This is a genomic window from Winogradskya consettensis (genome assembly GCF_018332715.1).
Classification (GTDB): domain Bacteria; phylum Actinomycetota; class Actinomycetes; order Mycobacteriales; family Micromonosporaceae; genus Actinoplanes; species Actinoplanes consettensis.
Map to the genome: position 1 here is coordinate 80,491 of NZ_BOQP01000034.1, position 16,967 is coordinate 97,457.

Here is a 16,967-nt window from a genome sequence, read left to right on the forward strand (position 1 = left end):
AGGAATGGGCGGATTCCATGGGCGATCAGGTGCTACGTGGTGCACAAAACTCGTCAGCCGAGGCTGGCGATCTGGCCGGAGAGCCAGGTGGACTGTGATTTGAGCGTTCCGAGTGAGGTCTCGAGGGCGGTGTACTGCTTCTGCAGTGCCACCTTCTTCGCGGCCAGCCGTACGTCCCAGTCGGAGATCTGGAGGTTCATCGAGTCGATGGCGTTCTTGCGGCCGGTGATGGCCGAGGTGACGTTCGTGATCTGGGTGTTGGCGACGGCCCGGAAGCTGTCACCGAGCGCGATGCCGGCGGTCTTGATCGCGGTGGGGTCCGCGTTGTACGAGGCGGTGAACTTCGCGGCGTCGAAAGTCAGCTGCCCGCTGCGGTCGAGCTGGATGCCGAACTTGCTGAGGCTGCCGAAGTTGACCTTGTCGCCGTTCTCGTCCTTGTAGTTGAGGCCCTGGCTGACCGTGCTCAGGATGTTCTGGCTCATCTGGCGCACCATGAAATCACCGGTCAGCGGCGAGCCCTGATTGGTGTCCGGGTCGTACTTGGTCTGGCCGGTGACCTCGGTCAGGGCGGCGTTCGCGGCGTCGACGAGGGCCTGGAACTTCGCGGCCATGCCGGAGACGTCGGACTCGGTGTTGAGGGTGACACCGGTTTCCTTCTTGCTGACCGTCACCGTCACGCCGGCCATCAGGCCGGTGAACGTGTTGGTGCCGCTGGTGACGGTGTAGCCACCCTCTTCCTCGGTGCCGCCGACCTGCAGCTGGGCGTCCGTCGCGGCGCTGGTGGCGACGGCGACGTCGTCGAGGCCGGTGATCGTGAAGGCGTTCGCGGTCCCGGGCTTCGAGCTGGTCATCTGCAGGATGTTCTGGGCGCCGCCGGTGGTGACGACGGAGGCCTTCACGCCGATGCCGGCCTTGTTGAGCGCGTCCGAGATGCCCTGCGCCGACTTGTCGGTGAGGTTGATCGTGACCGGGTCGCCGGTGCCGACCTGCACGGTGAACGAGTCCGCGGAGGTGACGTCGCCGGTGGGGGCCACGCGGGCGGTGCTGGACTGACCCTTGGCGAGTGACACCACGTCGAACGTGAGGCTGCCGGTGGTGGTGTTCGTGCCGCCGATCGCGGTGGCCGTCACCGAGCTGGAGGTCGAGGTGGGCTTGATCGCGCGCCAGGTCGACAGGGCGCCGACGTCGGCGGCGGCGTTCTTCAGCGCCACGAGCTTCGAGTTGACCGACTGGTACGAGGAGACAACGGTCGACGCCGTGTCGACCTTGGCCTTGAGCCGGGTCTGGGGGGCAGCCTCCACCTGCAGGAGGCTGGTGATCATCGAGGAGGTGCTGAGACCACTGACGAGTCCGTCAACCGAGCTGGTCATCGCGCGCCCTTCCTTCCTTGCCGGGGGATCCACAAAAAGTGAATCGGGGGTAGCCGGCGCCGTCTGCCAGCTACCCCCGACTATTCGGTTGTCAGCGATATTCGGTTAGTGCCAGTTGGTAGCGGTTCGGTTAGCGCAGGAGCGACAGAACGTTCTGCGAGGCCTGGTTGGCCTGCGACAGCATCGAGGTGCCGGCCTGGGTCAGGATCTGGTTCCGGGTGAACTGGACCATCTCCTGAGCCATGTCGGTGTCACGGATACGCGACTCCGACGCGGACAGGTTCTCGACCGAGACGTTCAGGTTGTTGATCGTGTGCTCGAACCGGTTCTGGTACGCACCGAGGGTCGCCCGGGTGTCCGAAACCGAGGTGATCGCCTTGTCGAGCGCCTCGATCGCCTTGTCCGCGCCGCCCTCAGCGGTCAGGTCCAGGGCGTTGGTGCCCAGGGCCGACGAGCTGACGGCACCGATGGAGATGCTCAGGGTCTCACCGCTGTTGGCGCCGACCTGGAACTGGCCGCTGTTGGCCTTCGGGTCGGCGGTGCTGGTGGTGCCCGTGACACCGACCGCGCTCAGGTCGCCGCTGATCTCGAAGCCCTTCGAGCCGCTGAGGCTGAACGAGGCACCGGTGGCGTCGGCGGCGACCGAAGCGCTCACCTTGACCTCGTTGCCCGTGAAGCCCTGGCCGGCTGCGGGACCACCCGCGGTCTGGTCGGTCAGCGCCGCCTTGATCGCCGTGTTCATGGCATCCGCGACGTCCTTGGCGGTGGCGGTCGCCGGGATGGCGGCCGTCGTGACGACGATCGGGTTGGCCGACAGGTCCTTGTCGCCGATCTTCGTGATGTTGAACGTCTGGGCGCCGGTCGGCAGCGTCGTGACCTTGCTGCTGCCGTCGATCTTGTTGCCGTTGCCGAAGGAGCCGTCGAGCAGCTTCGACTTGCCGAAGGAGGTGGTGTTGCTGATCCGGTCGAGCTCCTCGTTGAGCTGACTGAACTCCTTCTGCGCCGCACCCTTGGCCTCGGCGTCGTTGGAGCCACCGTTGGCGGCCTGCACGGAGAGGTCACGCATACGCTGGAGGATCGAGGTGGTCTCGTTGAGCGCACCTTCAGCGGTCTGCGCGACACTGATGCCGTCCTGGGCGTTACGGACGGCCTGCTTGAGACCGCCCACCTGGGAACGGAGACCCTCGGAGATCGAGAGGCCGGCCGCGTCGTCCGCCGCGCGGTTGATGCGGAAACCACTGGACAACTTCTCCAGCGACTTCGACATCTGCCCGTCGGTGACCGACAGGTTCCGGTAGGCGTTCTGGGCGGCGATGTTCTGGTTGATGCGAAGACCCATGGTGTTTCCTCCTTGAGTGGGGTCGTACCGGCTCATCCGTAAGCCGTTGGCGTAACGCCAGTCAGATCGGCGGTCGCCCGCCGGTCATGAGCAGTCTCCGAAATTTCTTCGGGCTTTTCGGGCAAATGCCAGATCCGGCCGTCGCTACCTGCCGGAAACCCCTCAGAGACCGATTCGCTGTGCCGACTTGTCCGGATGAGCAGGGAACACGCCGTGAATTGGCCTTCCCGTTAAGGAAGACGGAGGACCGGGGTGAGCCTGACCGACCTGTCCAGCGTCCTGTGGCGAGCCAGGGAACTGCTGGAACTGCTGCTGTTCAAGCTCGAGGAGGAGCAGTTGCTGCTCGCCTCGAACCGGTCCCGGTGGCTCGCGCACGCGACCCGCGAGGTCGAGGTCGTGCTGGATCAGATCCGTCAGACCGAGGTCGCGCGGGCGGCGTACGCACAGGCTGTCGCTCTTGAACTGGGTCTGCAGGCGGAGGCCTCGCTCGGCCAGCTCGCCGATGCCGCCCCGGCGCCCTGGTCCGACCTGCTCCACCAGCACCGTAAAGCGTTCCTGACACTGACAAGTGAGATCAGCACCATGGCCGACGCCAACCGTGACCTGCTCACCGCCGGCCAGCGCGCGGCAAGGGAAACCATGCTCGCGTTCGCCGGAACCGTGGAAACGTATTCATCTCAGGGCAAGACCGTCAGCGGCGGGGTCCGCCGCCCGAGCCTGGTGGACGAGGCAATCTGATGGGTAGCAGCTTCGGCAGTATCAACACCGCGCTGACCTCGCTCTACGCGCAGCGACGCGGCCTGGACGTCACCGGGCAGAACATCGCGAACGCGAACACCGAGGGATACACCCGGCAGCGCGTGGACATGCAGGCGTCGGTCGGCTCGGTGGTGCCCGTCCGATGGGCCACCACCGACGGGCTCGGCACCGGCGTCGAGATCAACGACGTGCAGCGGCTGCGCGACCAGTACCTGGAGAACCGCGGGCGCACCGAGCACGGCAACAATTCGTACCTGACCAACCAGGCCGCGGCGTACAACTCGCTGGAAGATGTCTTCGCCGAGCCGGGGGACACCGCGCTGCAGGCCCAGATCCATGACATGTGGGCGGCGTGGGGTGACGTCGGTGACGAGCCGAACAGCACCGCCGCGCGCTCCGCGCTGGTGCAGCAGAGCAAGGTCGTGTCGGACAACATCAACAGCGCGTACGGCGCGATGGATGCGCAGTGGTCGGCGAACTCCAGCCAGCTGACCAAGTACGCCACCGAGGTCAACACCACCGCCGGCACGATCGCGCAGCTCAACGACTCGATCGTCAAGGCGAAGGCCACCGGCGTGGTGGTGAACGAGCTCGAGGATCGCCGTGACTCCGCGGTCCTGCACCTGTCCGAGCTCACCGGCGCGACCGCGCAGCTGCGCAAGAACGGCTCGATGGACGTCTTCGTCGGCAACTCGCTGCTGGTCAACTACAACACCACGCGGCAGATGTCGGCCACCGGGGGCGTCGCCACGATGGACGCGCAGCGCGACTACAACGACGGACTGCTCCCGCCGGGCAGCAAGCCGGCCGGTCTCACGTGGACCGACAACGGCGACACGGTGCAGGCCGGCGGCACGATGGGCTCGATGGTCGACACGATGACCTCGATCCTGCCGGACATGGCGGCGAAGCTCGACAAGGTAGCCAAGTCCATGGTGGACATTGTGAACACCGCGACGAATGCGGCGTACAAATCGGATGGCACCGCCGGCGGGGACTTCTTCGTCGGTGATTTCACCACCGGCCGTTACGCCCGCAACATGCGCGTCGGGATCACCAACCCGTCGGACATCGCGGTCTCCGGCAAGAACGAGACGAATGCCGACGGTACGCCGAAGCTCGACCCGGTGTCGGGTCTTCCGGTCGGCACCAACGACGGTTCGGTCGCCAATACCCTCGCGTCGACGGCGAAGCTCCCCACCAGCCCGGATGTCTCGTATCAGAGCATGATCGCGGACCTCGGCGTCAACGCGCAGACCGCGACGCGGCGCAGCGAGATCCAGGCGAACGTCACCGACCAGGTGGACGCGGCCCGCGAGGCCGAGTCCGGCGTCAACCTCGACGAGGAGATGACGAACCTGCTCACGTACCAGCGCGGTTACGAGGCCGCGTCGCGCGTCCTCACCACGATCGACTCGATGCTCGACCAGCTCATCAACCGCACCGGCCTGGTCGGAAGGTAAGGGGATAAGTCATGGCAGGCAGAGTCACCGAGCGCAGCATCCACACCCGGGTGCTCAACAACCTTCAGCGCAACATCGGGCGGGGCGAGAAGATCCAGGAGCAGCTCTCGAGCGGCAAACAGATCAACCGCCCCTCCGACTCGCCGAACGGCACGCTGCAGTCGATGCAGCTGCGTGGCGAGACGCGCGCCAACAATCAGTATGTGCGCAGCTCCGGCGACGGACTCGGCTGGCTGAGCACCCTCGACGGCACGCTCAGCAGCACCTCGACGATCCTGCAGAAGGCCCGCTCACTGACGGTGCAGGGCCTCAACGCCGGCGGTGGCAGCGCTGACTCGCGCGCGGCGATCTCCGCGGAGCTGGACCAGATCAGGACCACCGTCCTCGGGTACGCGAACACGACCTACCTGGACCGCCCGGTGTTCGGCGGCACCACGAACGGCACGACGGCGTTCGACGAGACCGGGACGTTCGTCGGCAACGAGGACGCCGTGAACCGGACCGTCGGACCGAACTCGAAGGTACGCGTGGATGCGAGCGGGACCGCTGCGTTCGGCGAGGGGGACGCCTCGGTCTTCAAGGTGCTGGACGACCTTTCGCAGGCGTTGACCGACAACGACATGGACGCTCTCAGCAAGGGCCTGGAAAGGCTCGATACCGCGTCCAATAACGTGAAAAACACTCTTTCGGATGTAGGCGCCCGATACAATCGCATTACGCAGATGAAGCAGTCTGCGGAGGACCGGCTGCTGGACGTGACGGCTCAGCTTTCCGAGGTCGAGGACGTCGACCTGCCGAAGACCATCATGGACATGCAGCTCCAGCAGACCTCGTACCAGGCGGCTCTGGCCGCTTCGGCAAAGGTGATTCAGCCCTCGCTCATCGACTTTCTGAGGTGACCATGAGTACTCGCACCGCGTCCCGTCCGATTGGGGCCATCATGACCGACACCGAACTCGATCTTCCGGTCATCGACATGGCCATTCCGATGCCCGGGTTCCCGGCGCACCGGCAGTTCGTTCTGGTCCGCCTGAACGACGAAGGCCTGCTCTACGCGTTCACGTCGATCGACGACCCCGAGCTGCGCTTCCTGGTGGCGCCGCCCGAGCCGTTCTTCCCGGACTACGCTCCCGAGATCGAGAGCGAGGTGTTCGCCGCGCTGAACACCAAGGACCCCGACCGGCTGCTGGTCATGGTCGTCATCACGGCCGGTGTCAACGAGACCACCGCCAACCTGCTCGCGCCGATCATCGTCGACCGGGACAGCCACCGCGCCATCCAGGTCGTCCTGACCGGCAGCGAGATGCCGGTCCGCGCGATCATGCGTAAGACCTACTGACGGCGGTAACGAGCGCAAGGTCCTGTCCACGGATGGAGAGGGGCGGCTAGATGCTCGTGCTGACCAGGAGGGCCGGCGAGAGCGTGATGATCGGTGACACCATCGTCATCACCGTGCTGGAGGCCCGGGGCGACGTCATCCGGATCGGCATCCAGGCCCCGCGCGACGTGCAGGTGCACCGCGAAGAGGTCTACAAGGAACTGCAGGACGCCAACCGTGAAGCGGCATCGCCGAACGAGGACGCCGTTCGCGCGCTGACCGAGATGCTCGACCCCAGAAAACCGTAGGAACGAAGCGGCATTTTCGGCCCGATCCCCACAGGGGACCGGGCCGTAGCCGTTTATGCGGAGCCGAACGTCAGGCCCACGGCTGACATGAAGTCGATCGGGCTGACGGCGTTGGCGCGGGTGGCCGGCGCGCCCACGTGCACCTCGAAGTGCAGGTGGGGCCCGGAGGAGGAGCCGGACGTGCCGACGTGGCCGAGGACAGTCCCGCGCCCCACGACCTGCCCGACGGCCACCGAGGGCTGCCGGATCATGTGGCAGTAACGGGTCACGATGCCGTCGGCGTGCTGCACCTCGACGTACCAGCCGCAGCCGCGCAGCGACCGGCTGCCGTCGACGTCGCAGCTGCCCCTGGAGACGTTGCAGACGACCCGGATCACGGTGCCGGCGCTCGCCGAGCGAATTGCGGTGTTGCGGGCGGCGCCCAGGTCGACGCCGTCGTGAACGGGTCGCTCGACGGTGCGGAAACCGCTGACCAGGCCGGCTCTGACGGGCAGCATCCAGATCCCGGAGACCGCCGGGATCGCGATGGCGGTGGTCGCGCACTTGGGAATGTCGGTGCTCTCACGCTGCACGAAGGCGTCGGAGATGAAGCTGTTGTCCGCCAGCCGGTCCCAGTAGCCGGTGTTGGTGACGCTGCCGGTGATGAACTCGCCGGCGACGCGGCAGGAGATGGCGATGGTAGTGCCGTTGGTGAGCGCCCCGATGCGCGAGCTGGCCGATGACGGGCCGATGCGCGTGTTGAGCCCGGTGCTCGCGGTGACGATCGTGCCGATGGCGGCGATGTCCGGCGTGACGGTGTCCGCATGGGCCGGAGCCGGGCCGAGCGTCAGGGCGCTGCCGAGCGTTCCAGCGGCGGCGAACAGGGTGGTGGCGCGCTTCATCGCTGTGGGATCCCTTCGCAGTGGCGCGGGACAGTTACGGCAAAAAACGTGAAACGCCGTCTACACCCGCAATCACCGTAAAAATAGGGGTAATGACCACGTCGAGGAGCCGTAGATGTCCCGATTGATGCAACTAGGGGTCGCCAAGCGAATCGGCCTGATCGTCGCCTGCGGTGTGGTAGGGCTGGCCGTTCTGATGGCCGGGTCCTGGGTCACCCAGGGTCAGCTGGTCAGCCAGGCCGACCTGGTGCGGAACCTCGAGGTCGGGCTTGCAGCGCTCAACCATCTCGACACCCGGCAGAGCGAGCTCAAGGTCGACGCCTACCGCTCGGCTCTCGGTGACGACGTCACCAAGGACGTCGCCGACGACGTGACCTCGGCGACAGAGGCCGCGGACGCGGTCGAAGCCGCGGGCCTGCCGGCCGATCTCGCCGCGGAGTTCGCGAAGATCCGGCCGAACGTCAACGACTTCGGCACGTTCATCAGCGACTTCGTGACGCAGGCGACCGCCGGCAAGACCCCGGACACGGGTGACATCGCCGATCGCAACAGCGTGGTGGACGACCAGCTCGGTGCGCTGAACGAGAAGGTCGTCGCGGCGGCGGAGCAGGAGCGTGCGGACATGGACAAGGTGGTCGACGCCGCGCGGTGGGGTCTCGCGATCGTCGTGCTGGTCTGTCTCGTCGTGCTGATCGGGCTCGCCGTCCCGCTGACCAGGTCCATCACCCGCCCGGTGGCGCGGCTCGCCCATGTCATCGACGGGCTGGCGAAGGGCGATTTGACCCAGCGCACCGGCATCACCAGCCGCGACGAGGTGGGGCGGATGGCGACCGGCATGGACACCGCGATCGCCTCGATGCACCGGTCGCTGAGCACCATCGGGCAGAACTCCGACACGCTGGCCAGCGCGGCGACCCAGCTCTCGGCGGTGGCCGGGCAGATCGCCGAGGCGGCGAGCGACACCGACCGGCAGACGAGCTCGGCGTCGAACGAGGCCGAGGAGATCTCCCGCAACGTGCAGACCGTGGCCGCGGGCTCCGAGGAGATGGGCCTGAGCATCCGCGAGATCTCCCGCAATACCAGCGAGGCCGTCCAGATCGCCGGGGTCGCCGTGTCGGAGGCGGCACACGCCACCGAGACGATCCGGCAGCTCGGCGAGTCGTCGGCGGAGATCGGCAACGTCATCAAGTTGATCACCTCGATCGCCGAGCAGACGAATCTGCTCGCCCTCAACGCGACCATCGAGGCAGCCCGCGCCGGTGACGCCGGCAAGGGCTTCGCCGTGGTCGCCTCCGAGGTCAAGGACCTGGCTCAGGAGACCGCCCGGGCCACCGAGGACATCGGGGCCAGGGTCAACGCGATCCAGGCGGACACCAGCGGCGCGGTCGAGGTGATCAGCCGGATCAGCGAGGTCATCGCGAAGATCAACGACTTCCAGACCACCATCGCCAGCGCGGTCGAGGAACAGACCGCCACCACCGGTGAGATGTCCCGCAGCATCGGCGAGGTGGCCTCCGGCAGCAGCCGGATCGCGATGAACATCGCCGACGTCTCCACGGCCAGCTCGACCGCGGTGCAGGGGGTCGCCCAGACCCGGCAGGCCAGCGACGAGGTGGCCCGCACGGCGGAGGAGCTGCGTACCCTGGTCGGCGGTTTCAAGCTCTGAGGCGGTGTAAAAGCGGTAACGACGCGCGCACCCGTACTGCACCTGGCGCGGCCCCGGTCCACAACACCGGGGCCGCACTGTAACTGGCAGGGCGAGAACACTCGTCCTGCTGGAGCGGCCGGGGAGTCATCGTGGGTGCAGAGCGCGAATCGGTCATGGACGGCACCACCATCGCCGCGCCGGCGGACGTCCTCGATCTGCGCTCGGACGCGCATGTGCACACCGGCTTCGCCGCCGGCCGGGACAGCGTCGGGGTGGTCGTGTCGGCTGCCGACCGCGCCGGGCTCTCGTCGCTCACCTTCGCCGATCAGGTCGGCCCCGACACCACCTGGCTCCCCGCGTACGCGGATGCCGTGCGCCGGGCCCGGCACCGCACCGAGCTGAACCTGCGGGTCGGTGCCGAGGTGGAGGTCGTCCGGGAGGACGGCTGGCTGGCCTGGCCCGCGGACCTGGGCCATCTCGAGGTCGTCTCCGTGGCCGTCTCCGGCCTTCCGCTCGCCGACGGCCCCCTCACCCCGCGCGAGGTGCGCACCCAGCTCGCCGCAGGCCGCCTCACCCCGGACCGCGTCGCCGAGATCGTGGTGACCGCGACCGTCCGCGGCATCGAGCGCGCCTCCCGCTATGCCCCGGTCCAGCTGTCCCGCCCCCTGAGCCTGCTCGCCCAGGTGGGCCTGGACGACACCGCCGTCACCCCGGAGGTCCTCGGGGTGCTCGCCGCCGCCTGCCGGGCCACCGGGACGGCCGTCGAGGTCAGCGAGGCGTGGCGCAGCCCGTCCCCGCGCGTGGTGGCGCTGCTGCGCGATGCCGGTGTGACACTGCTGGCCGCGAGTGACGCCAGGTACGCGGCCGAGGTCGGCCAATGGCAGTACCTGCGCCGGGTCTGACCGAAAGACCGATACGAAACGTAGTCGCTTACGTACTCTCTGTCATGCCAGCACTTCAGCATGGGAGAGATTCCGATGAGTATGGTTCAGCAGGCAGTCGAGATCAGCGCGCCGCTGCACGCGGTTTACGAGCAGCTCGCCAAGTTCGAGAACTACCCGCGGTTCATGACCGGCGTCCAGCGGGTCACCCCGATCGGCAACGACCAGACCCACTGGGTCATGGATGTCGAGGGACGCCGCAGGGAGTTCGACGCGCAGATCACCGAACGCTCCCTTGACGAGCGGGTCTCCTGGGCGACCACCGAGGGCCCGCTGCTCGCGGAGACGATCACGCTGCGCCCGATGGGTGAGACCCGGACGCAGATCGTCGCCCAGCTCGAGGCCGACGTCGCCTTCCTGCTCCCGAGCGATCGCCACGGTACCGAGACGCTGAGCAAGCGGCTGCGTGCCGACCTGAACACGTTCAAAGGCCTCATCGAGACCGGCAAGCTGGGTGAGCAGGGCAGCCTGCGCGGGGCCAGCACCAAACAGCTGACGGGTACGTCCTTCGCGTCCCCCTCCTCGGTGGCGACCCGGGCGCACGGCGGACGCCCGCAGCCCGGCGCCGGCTGGGGCACCAGCGCGGGCGAGTTCAGCAACGCCAACCCGGACGGTCTCGGCCGGCTGCGCCCCAATGCGGACACCGCCCCCCTCGGCCTGCAGAACACGGGCACGAACGTGGACATCTCCTCGGCGCCCGGCATCAAGAGCGCGCACGACCTCGACGATGTGCTGGCCCCGGGCCGCCGGATCGTCGGCGCCCCGACCGTCAGCGGCGGAGCGGGCCGGCAGTCGGCAGCCACGGCACGGATGGGCGGTCGATCGGTGGGCGGGCGTGACGTCCGCGGAGACGGCATCATCAGCGAGGAGGAGCGTGGGAGCGCTTAGACCGACGCCGCTTCCCAGGTCGTGATCAGGCAGGCGCCGTGGGGTTCGGTCCGCTCGTAGCGGACCGAGCCCCCGTTCGCTTCCACGAGGTGCCGCACGATGAAAAGACCCAGGCCCGACCCGCGCATGAACCGGTCGAAAAGCCCCGGCACCAGCTCCTCCGGGATGCCCGGGCCGGCGTCCTCGACGACCAGCACCACGCATTCCCCCTGGCGTTCGGCGTGGATCTCCACCGGCGCCCCGCCGTAGGCCAGCGCGTTGCCGAGCAGGTTGCGCACCACGTGCCAGACGTGCTGCCGGTCGGCGAGGGCGGACAGCTCCTCGCCCACGTTCACCTCGACGTCGCCCTCGGCCCTCAGCTCGCCCGTCACCGACGTGACCACCTCGAGGAGGGGCACCGGAGTGCGCCGTGCGGTGACCGAACCGGTGTCGAGCCGGAAGAGCAGTTGCAGGTCGTTCGTCATCTTGATGAGCCGGTTGGTGTTCTTGTCGATCTTCGCGACCAGCTCGAGCCGGATGTCGTCGGGAAGATCGGCCCAGTCCGCGTGGAGCAGCTCGGAGAGGCTCGCGATCGAGCTGATCGGCTGCGCCATGTCGTGCGTCAGCATCGAGGTCAGGTCGTTCTTGAAGGCCAGCGCCGCCTCCAGCCGGGTGTTCGACTCCTGGAGCCGCTCATTGCTCACCGTGAGCTCGGCGGCGCGGGCGTTCAGCTCGTCCTCGGCGCGTTTGCGGTCGGTGATGTCGACGTAGGTGGCGACATAGCCGCGGGGCGCTCCGGTGGCGTCGGGGATGGTCGCCATCGTGGCCAGCACCGGCACGTCGGTCCCGTCGGCTCGCCGGACGAGCCAGTCGCCCGTGCCGCTCGGGGGAAGGGCCGGGGAATCGATCGGCCCGGGATGGCCGGTCAGCTCTCGCCAGCGCCTGTTCACGTCGATGACGTGGTAGTTCGCGTCGAGGACCAGCACGGCCTCGTTCATCGACTGGAGCAGCGTGTCGGCGAAGTCGCGCTGCTCGTGCAGCTCGGCGACCAGGGTGCGTTGCTTACGGTCGGCACCCTCCAGGGACCGGACCAGAAAACCCACCAGGGCGAGGACGGCGAGCGCGGCCAGGATCGCCCCGGTGCTGATCGCGGCCGCCGGACGGCTTATGCCCGTACGCACAGCGAGCGCACTGACCAGCGCGGCGATGACCGGCACGGCGACGACGGCGGGAAGGGCGCGCCGCACCTTGACGCCGGGCCCGGCAGCGGCGGCGGTGCGCAGCGGCCCAGACTCGGGGCGGGCGAGCAATGCACCGACGGCGAGGGTGAGCAGCGCCCCCGCATGCAACGGGGTCATCAGGCTGTCGGGGCCGCGACCGTCGGGGAAGGTCGGCGCGAACATCCGCGGGACCAGGGCCACCAGCGTGATGATCGACGCGCCGACGAGCAGCGGGTCCGCGATGCGGTACCGGGCGGGGTCACCGGGTCGCCGGCGCAGCTGGACGTCGAGCCCGGCCAGTGCGAGCCCGGAGAGCACGATGGCGACCCCCGCCGCGGGATGCCGGGACAGGGCCGCGACGCCGACGGCGGCGGCGAGCACCGCGAGGACATAGGCCACGCCGCGACGGACCCGTCCGGCGCCGGACGGGGCCAACAGGCACAGGGCGAGCCCGGCGGCCGGTAGGGCGGCCCCCGGGCTCGACAGGAGTGGTTCGCGATCGTCCGCGGGCATGCTGAGCAGCCCAGCGGTACCGAGCGCGGCGACGGTGAGCCCGGCACACCCGGCGAGGAGCCGGGACAGCCTGCCCACGTCCTGCGCCGCGATCTGCACCGGGAACCCCTCTTAAAATGGGGCGTATCGCCCCAACCGTGAGGGATTGATCATATCGCGGCGGATGGGATCAAGGGGTCACGCCGACGGAGACCGCCCAGCCCATTCGAAGCCCTCCTCGAGGGTGACCTTGGTGGCCATCGAGACGAGCCGCTCCGCGTGCTTGTTGGCGTGGTGCCCGCAGAATGCGAGCGATCCGCCGCTGGAGAGGGCGAGCTCCATCTTCGCAGCCGCGTTGCAGCTGTCGCAGCGCTCGGTGAGCTCGGCGGCGGTGACAATCTCGGGCGACAGCAGGCTGGTCATAACGCTCTCCTTGCTCGGTGGCGGCGCCAGCGTCCCATAGGGGCGCAAACGCTCAGTGGCGGTGCAAGCGATCCTGACAGCGGGTACTTCGGCCCGCGGTCCGAGCGACTTAGTCATCGAGGCCCGGATCGCGCGCATGCAACCCACGCGCAACCTGGACGGTCCCGGAGTGGCTCTGTCGCATAGCCAATCTTGCCCCCAGGAGCTTCCCGCATGCCTCTCCCTCCGGGGTGATGTCAGTCGCTGGAAGCAGTAACCAGGAGGAGCCCCCTTATGTTCCGCAACGACGGCCGGCGCCGAACAGCGCGCCTCGCGCTGACCGCCGGTATCGCAACCGTAGCCGCTGTCACCGGGGTTACCGGAAGCGCTTTTGCTGGCACACCCGATGCGCTGCCCCTCGGCACGGTCCGGGTCGCCAGTGTCGGGGCGATCACCAACAGCTACATCGTGGTGCTGAAGTCGGCTACCGCAGCTCAGGTGCCTGCCACCGCGCAGGCGCTCGCCAGGCGGTACGGCGGTCAGGTCCTCGAGAGTTATTCCGCGACGGTACACGGATTCCAGACGCGGATGACCGGCCTGCACGCTCGCAGACTCGCCGCGGACCCGGCCGTCGACTACGTGGAGCAGGACGCCACCGTGCGCCTCGCCGACGTTCAGACCCAGAACGACCCGGTTTGGGGCCTGGACCGGGTCGACCAGACATCGCTCCCGCTGTCGAAGACCTACACCTACCGGTCGGCGTCGAAGGTGACCGCGTACGTGCTGGACACCGGCATCCGGATCAACCATCAGGAGTTCGGCGGCCGGGCGACCAACGGCTGGGACTTCATCGACAACGACGCCACCGCGCAGGACTGCAACGGCCACGGTACGCACGTAGCCGGCACGATCGGCGGTAAGACCTACGGCGTCGCCAAGGACGTCAACCTGGTCGCTGTCCGGGTGCTCAACTGCCAGGGCGTGGGCTCCTACTCCGCGATCATCAAAGGCATCGACTGGGTGACCCGCAACGCGGTGCTGCCCGCCGTCGCCAACATGAGCGTCGGCGGAACGAAGAGCAGCACGCTGAACGCCGCGGTCGCCAAGTCGATCGCCGCCGGGGTCACGTACGCCGTGGCGGCCGGCAACGACGGCAAGAACGCGTGCGCCTACTCGCCGGCGTCGGCCACGGACGCGATCACGGTCGGGGCCACGGATGCCTCCGACGTCCGGGCGGACTTCTCCAACTACGGCTCCTGCGTCGACCTCTTCGCGCCGGGGGTGCGGATCACGTCGGCGGCGTACAACTCGACAACCGGGACCGCTGTGATGAGCGGGACCTCGATGGCGACCCCGCACGTGGCCGGAGCAGCCGCCCTGGTCGCCGCCGCGCACCCCGGCTGGACCCCGGCTCAGATCGCTGCTGCGCTGATCGCGGCCGCCACCTCGAACAAGGTGGCCGACCCGGCCGGAACTGCGAACAAGCTGCTCTACACCGGGTTTCTGAACACGTCATCGGTCACCACGGCGGCGTGCGGCCCGTTCGTCCTCGGCACCGACGTCGCGATCGCCAGGAAGGGGACGGCCGCCAGCTCCAAGACGGTCTCCGGCTGCTCCGGGACGGCGTCGGCCAACTCGGCGGTCAGCGTGACGGTCAACCACCCGTACCGCGGCTCGCTGGTCGTGGTCCTGACCAGCCCGAACGGCCTCAAGTACACGCTGAAGCCGGCGGATAGGGCGGACAAGTCGACCAACCTGGCACACACCTACCCGATCGACCTGTCGGGCGCCCCCCGCAACGGTAAGTGGACGTTGCAGGTCAAGGACACCTACGGCACCGCCACCGGGGTTCTCGACAAGTGGTCCCTGACGCTCTGATCTGCCCAAATGCATCCGTGGCGGCCCGCGGCGCCACTAGCGTGTTCGTCACACACCCCAGGAGGCTCTTATGTCGGAGGCTTCGCAAGAGCGTCCCACCGTCCTCGTCGTCGACGACGAGGAAGATCTGCGTGACATCATGCGGCGGATGCTCGAACGCCGCGGTTTCGCGACCCTGGTCGCCGGCGACGCAGACCAGGCGGTCGGGGTCTGCCGGGAGCACCCGGGCCCGATCGACGTACTCGTCACCGACCTGGGCCTGCCCGGGGTCTCCGGCGGCGACCTGGCCCGCAGCGCCTCCGGGTTGCGCCCCGAGATGGGCGTCGTCTACATCTCCGGCCTGCCCAAGGACATCGCGGTCAGCAAGGGCCTCATCGCCGAGGACTCCCTGCTGGTCAAGAAGCCCTTCACCTCCGACCTGCTCCTCGAGGCGCTGCGGCTGATCCTCGCGGAGAAGGCAGCGACGGCCTAGTCACCCTCGCAGGGACGACCAGGGCACGGTCAGTTCGCCGCGCCGCCACCGATTCACACCGTCCTGTACGGGCCACAGCTCCCGGAACCGCGCCACGCTCGCCAGCCACCGCTGCTTCGGACCGAACGGCGTCGCGCTCGCGTCCCAGGCGGCGCCGAGCGTGCCGAGCAGGTCATGGACGCGGTGACCGGGCACGTTGTGATGGATCAGCGCCTTCGGCAGCCGCTCGGCGAACGTCGCCGGATGATCCAGATCGGACAGTCGCGCGGACAGCGTCAACGTGCTCGGCACGCCCGCCTCGACGACCGCCCAGGTGGCTATCCGGCCCAGCTCGTCACAGGTGCCCTCGACCAGCAGGGCTCCGGTGGCGGTCATCGTCTGCCAGGCGGCGTCGACCTCGTCCTCCGGATACTGCCGAAGCACGTTGAAGGCGCGGACCACCGTGGGTGACAAACCGGCCAGTTCAAAACCGCCGCGACGAAATTCCAGGACCGGGGGCTGCGCGTACGGCTGCGCGCCGGCAACCCGCCCCGGATCGATCTCCAGCCCCACAACCGCCACGTCGGAGCGGACCGCACCCGCCAGTCGTGCCCGCAACTCGATCGCCGTGATCGGTGTCGCGCCGTAGCCGAGATCCACGACCAGCGGCTTGCGTGCGGCCTTCAGCAACCCCTCGCAGCGGTACGCGATGAAGTTGTCGACCCGGCGCAGCCTGTTGGGGTTGGTGGTGCCCCTTGTGACTGCGCCGAGCGGTTTCATCATGCTCTTACCTCGGTTTTCCGCCGCGGGTCAGATCTGTTCCCGGACCACCTTGTGCTGCGCTGCCTGGGCGATCGGGCGGACCACGAGCCGGTCGATGTTGACGTGTTGCGGGCGGGTGGCGACCCACGCCACACAGTCGGCGATGTCATCGGCGACCAGTGGTTCCTTGACACCGGCGTAGACCGAGTCGGCCTTCGCCTGGTCGCCGAGGCGCTTCAGGGAGAATTCCTCGGTGTGCACCATCCCCGGATCGATCTCGACCACCCGCACGGGCTTGCCGGCCAGCTCCAGGCGCAGCGTGCCGACCAGAGCGGTCTGCGCGTGCTTCGCCGCCGCGTAACCCGCGCCACCCTCGTAGACCGTGAACGCCGCGGTCGAGCCGATGGTCACCACCGTGCCGGCGCCGCTCGCCTCCAACGCGGGCAGCAGTGCCTGGGTGACGCGCAGGGTGCCGAGCGCGTTGACGTCGTACATCCACTTCCAGTCGTCGACCGATCCCGTCGCGACCGGGTCCAGACCGCGCGCGCCGCCGGCGTTGTTGACCAGCAGGGCGACCTTGCCGTCCAGGGCGGTCACCGCGGTCGCGAGCGCGGCGACCGACTCGTCCGACGTGACGTCGCACACCACAGCGGTCGCGTCGCCGAGCTCCTTGACGAGGGTCTCCAGCCGGTCAGCCCGGCGAGCCGCTGCCACCACGTGGTAGCCCTCGGCGACGAGCCGGCGGGCGGTCGCTGCCCCGATTCCGCTGGACGCGCCGGTAACCACGGCGATCTTCTTCTGCACCATGCCCCGATCCTCCCCCATCGCCCGAGCTTCACCCGCAGCGGAAAACCCGGGAAAAGTCGTT

General features: G+C 68.4%; 17 protein-coding genes. 10 read left to right on the top strand and 7 right to left on the bottom strand.

The features are described from left to right. Positions 1-53: 53 nt before the first annotated feature. Positions 54-1,370, bottom strand: coding sequence for a flagellar filament capping protein FliD (gene fliD, locus Aco04nite_RS29235; RefSeq protein WP_213000466.1), 1,317 nt, complete (start codon positions 1,368-1,370; stop codon positions 54-56). A gap of 130 nt (positions 1,371-1,500) precedes the next feature. Further along, on the bottom strand, positions 1,501-2,709 hold the full coding sequence (locus tag Aco04nite_RS49750; RefSeq protein ID WP_203838141.1) for a flagellin N-terminal helical domain-containing protein: 1,209 nt from the start codon (positions 2,707-2,709) through the stop codon (positions 1,501-1,503). A 252-nt stretch (positions 2,710-2,961) separates the two neighbouring features. On the opposite strand from Aco04nite_RS49750, the gene flgN reads away from it, so the two are divergent. Genes flgN through csrA form a run of 5 tightly spaced genes read left to right on the top strand, consistent with a single transcriptional unit; the run spans position 2,962 to position 6,557 of the window. Next, positions 2,962-3,447, top strand: a complete 486-nt coding sequence (gene flgN, locus Aco04nite_RS29245) for a flagellar export chaperone FlgN (protein ID WP_203838142.1) — start codon at positions 2,962-2,964, stop codon at positions 3,445-3,447. Then, complete coding sequence (gene flgK / locus Aco04nite_RS29250; RefSeq protein WP_213000467.1) at positions 3,447-4,931, top strand: flagellar hook-associated protein FlgK; 1,485 nt, start codon at positions 3,447-3,449, stop codon at positions 4,929-4,931. Before flgN ends, flgK begins: the two co-directional genes overlap by 1 nt. Positions 4,932-4,942: 11 nt before the next feature. Beyond that, on the top strand, positions 4,943-5,830 hold the full coding sequence (gene flgL / locus Aco04nite_RS29255) for a flagellar hook-associated protein FlgL (protein ID WP_213000468.1): 888 nt from the start codon (positions 4,943-4,945) through the stop codon (positions 5,828-5,830). 41 nt (positions 5,831-5,871) lie between these two features. Further along, the gene (gene fliW / locus Aco04nite_RS29260; protein WP_213000469.1) at positions 5,872-6,270 is read left to right on the top strand and encodes a flagellar assembly protein FliW; all 399 of its coding nucleotides are present in this window, start codon (positions 5,872-5,874) and stop codon (positions 6,268-6,270) included. A gap of 50 nt (positions 6,271-6,320) precedes the next feature. Next, positions 6,321-6,557 carry a carbon storage regulator CsrA gene (csrA, locus tag Aco04nite_RS29265; RefSeq protein WP_213000470.1) on the top strand — a complete coding sequence of 79 codons (237 nt, stop codon included), beginning with the start codon at positions 6,321-6,323 and terminating at the stop codon, positions 6,555-6,557. 53 nt (positions 6,558-6,610) lie between these two features. On the opposite strand, the gene Aco04nite_RS29270 is transcribed toward csrA, so the two are convergent. Continuing rightward, complete coding sequence (locus Aco04nite_RS29270) at positions 6,611-7,438, bottom strand: M23 family metallopeptidase (RefSeq protein ID WP_213000471.1); 828 nt, start codon at positions 7,436-7,438, stop codon at positions 6,611-6,613. A 115-nt stretch (positions 7,439-7,553) separates the two neighbouring features. Between Aco04nite_RS29270 and Aco04nite_RS29275 the strand changes: the two genes are divergently transcribed. The 3 genes from Aco04nite_RS29275 to Aco04nite_RS29285 all read left to right on the top strand — a co-directional run bounded on the left by Aco04nite_RS29275 (position 7,554) and on the right by Aco04nite_RS29285 (position 10,915). Beyond that, entirely contained in the window at positions 7,554-9,104 is a 1,551-nt protein-coding gene (locus Aco04nite_RS29275) for a methyl-accepting chemotaxis protein (RefSeq protein WP_213000472.1), read from the top strand. A gap of 131 nt (positions 9,105-9,235) precedes the next feature. Then, positions 9,236-9,988, top strand: a complete 753-nt coding sequence (locus tag Aco04nite_RS29280; RefSeq protein ID WP_213000473.1) for a hydrolase — start codon at positions 9,236-9,238, stop codon at positions 9,986-9,988. Between the two features lie 75 nt (positions 9,989-10,063). After that, positions 10,064-10,915: an SRPBCC family protein gene (locus Aco04nite_RS29285; protein ID WP_244876383.1), complete on the top strand. Its 852-nt coding sequence runs from the start codon at positions 10,064-10,066 to the stop codon at positions 10,913-10,915. Here Aco04nite_RS29285 and Aco04nite_RS29290 read toward each other — a convergent pair. Next, positions 10,912-12,726 carry a sensor histidine kinase gene (locus Aco04nite_RS29290; RefSeq protein ID WP_213000474.1) on the bottom strand — a complete coding sequence of 605 codons (1,815 nt, stop codon included), beginning with the start codon at positions 12,724-12,726 and terminating at the stop codon, positions 10,912-10,914. The genes Aco04nite_RS29285 and Aco04nite_RS29290 overlap by 4 nt on opposite strands. Before the next feature lie 78 nt (positions 12,727-12,804). Then, the gene (locus tag Aco04nite_RS29295; protein ID WP_203838151.1) at positions 12,805-13,029 is read right to left on the bottom strand and encodes a DUF7455 domain-containing protein; all 225 of its coding nucleotides are present in this window, start codon (positions 13,027-13,029) and stop codon (positions 12,805-12,807) included. A 273-nt stretch (positions 13,030-13,302) separates the two neighbouring features. Here Aco04nite_RS29295 and Aco04nite_RS29300 point away from each other — a divergent pair, with 273 nt between their 5' ends. After that, positions 13,303-14,886 carry a S8 family peptidase gene (locus tag Aco04nite_RS29300; protein ID WP_213000475.1) on the top strand — a complete coding sequence of 528 codons (1,584 nt, stop codon included), beginning with the start codon at positions 13,303-13,305 and terminating at the stop codon, positions 14,884-14,886. A 70-nt stretch (positions 14,887-14,956) separates the two neighbouring features. Then, on the top strand, positions 14,957-15,358 hold the full coding sequence (locus Aco04nite_RS29305; protein ID WP_213000476.1) for a response regulator: 402 nt from the start codon (positions 14,957-14,959) through the stop codon (positions 15,356-15,358). Here Aco04nite_RS29305 and Aco04nite_RS29310 read toward each other — a convergent pair whose 3' ends face one another. Continuing rightward, a complete protein-coding gene (locus Aco04nite_RS29310; RefSeq protein ID WP_213000477.1) occupies positions 15,359-16,120 on the bottom strand; it encodes a class I SAM-dependent methyltransferase in 762 nt (253 codons plus the stop codon). It lies immediately after the preceding gene. A 27-nt stretch (positions 16,121-16,147) separates the two neighbouring features. Further along, positions 16,148-16,924, bottom strand: a complete 777-nt coding sequence (locus Aco04nite_RS29315; protein ID WP_244876384.1) for an SDR family oxidoreductase — start codon at positions 16,922-16,924, stop codon at positions 16,148-16,150. Positions 16,925-16,967 lie beyond the last annotated feature (43 nt).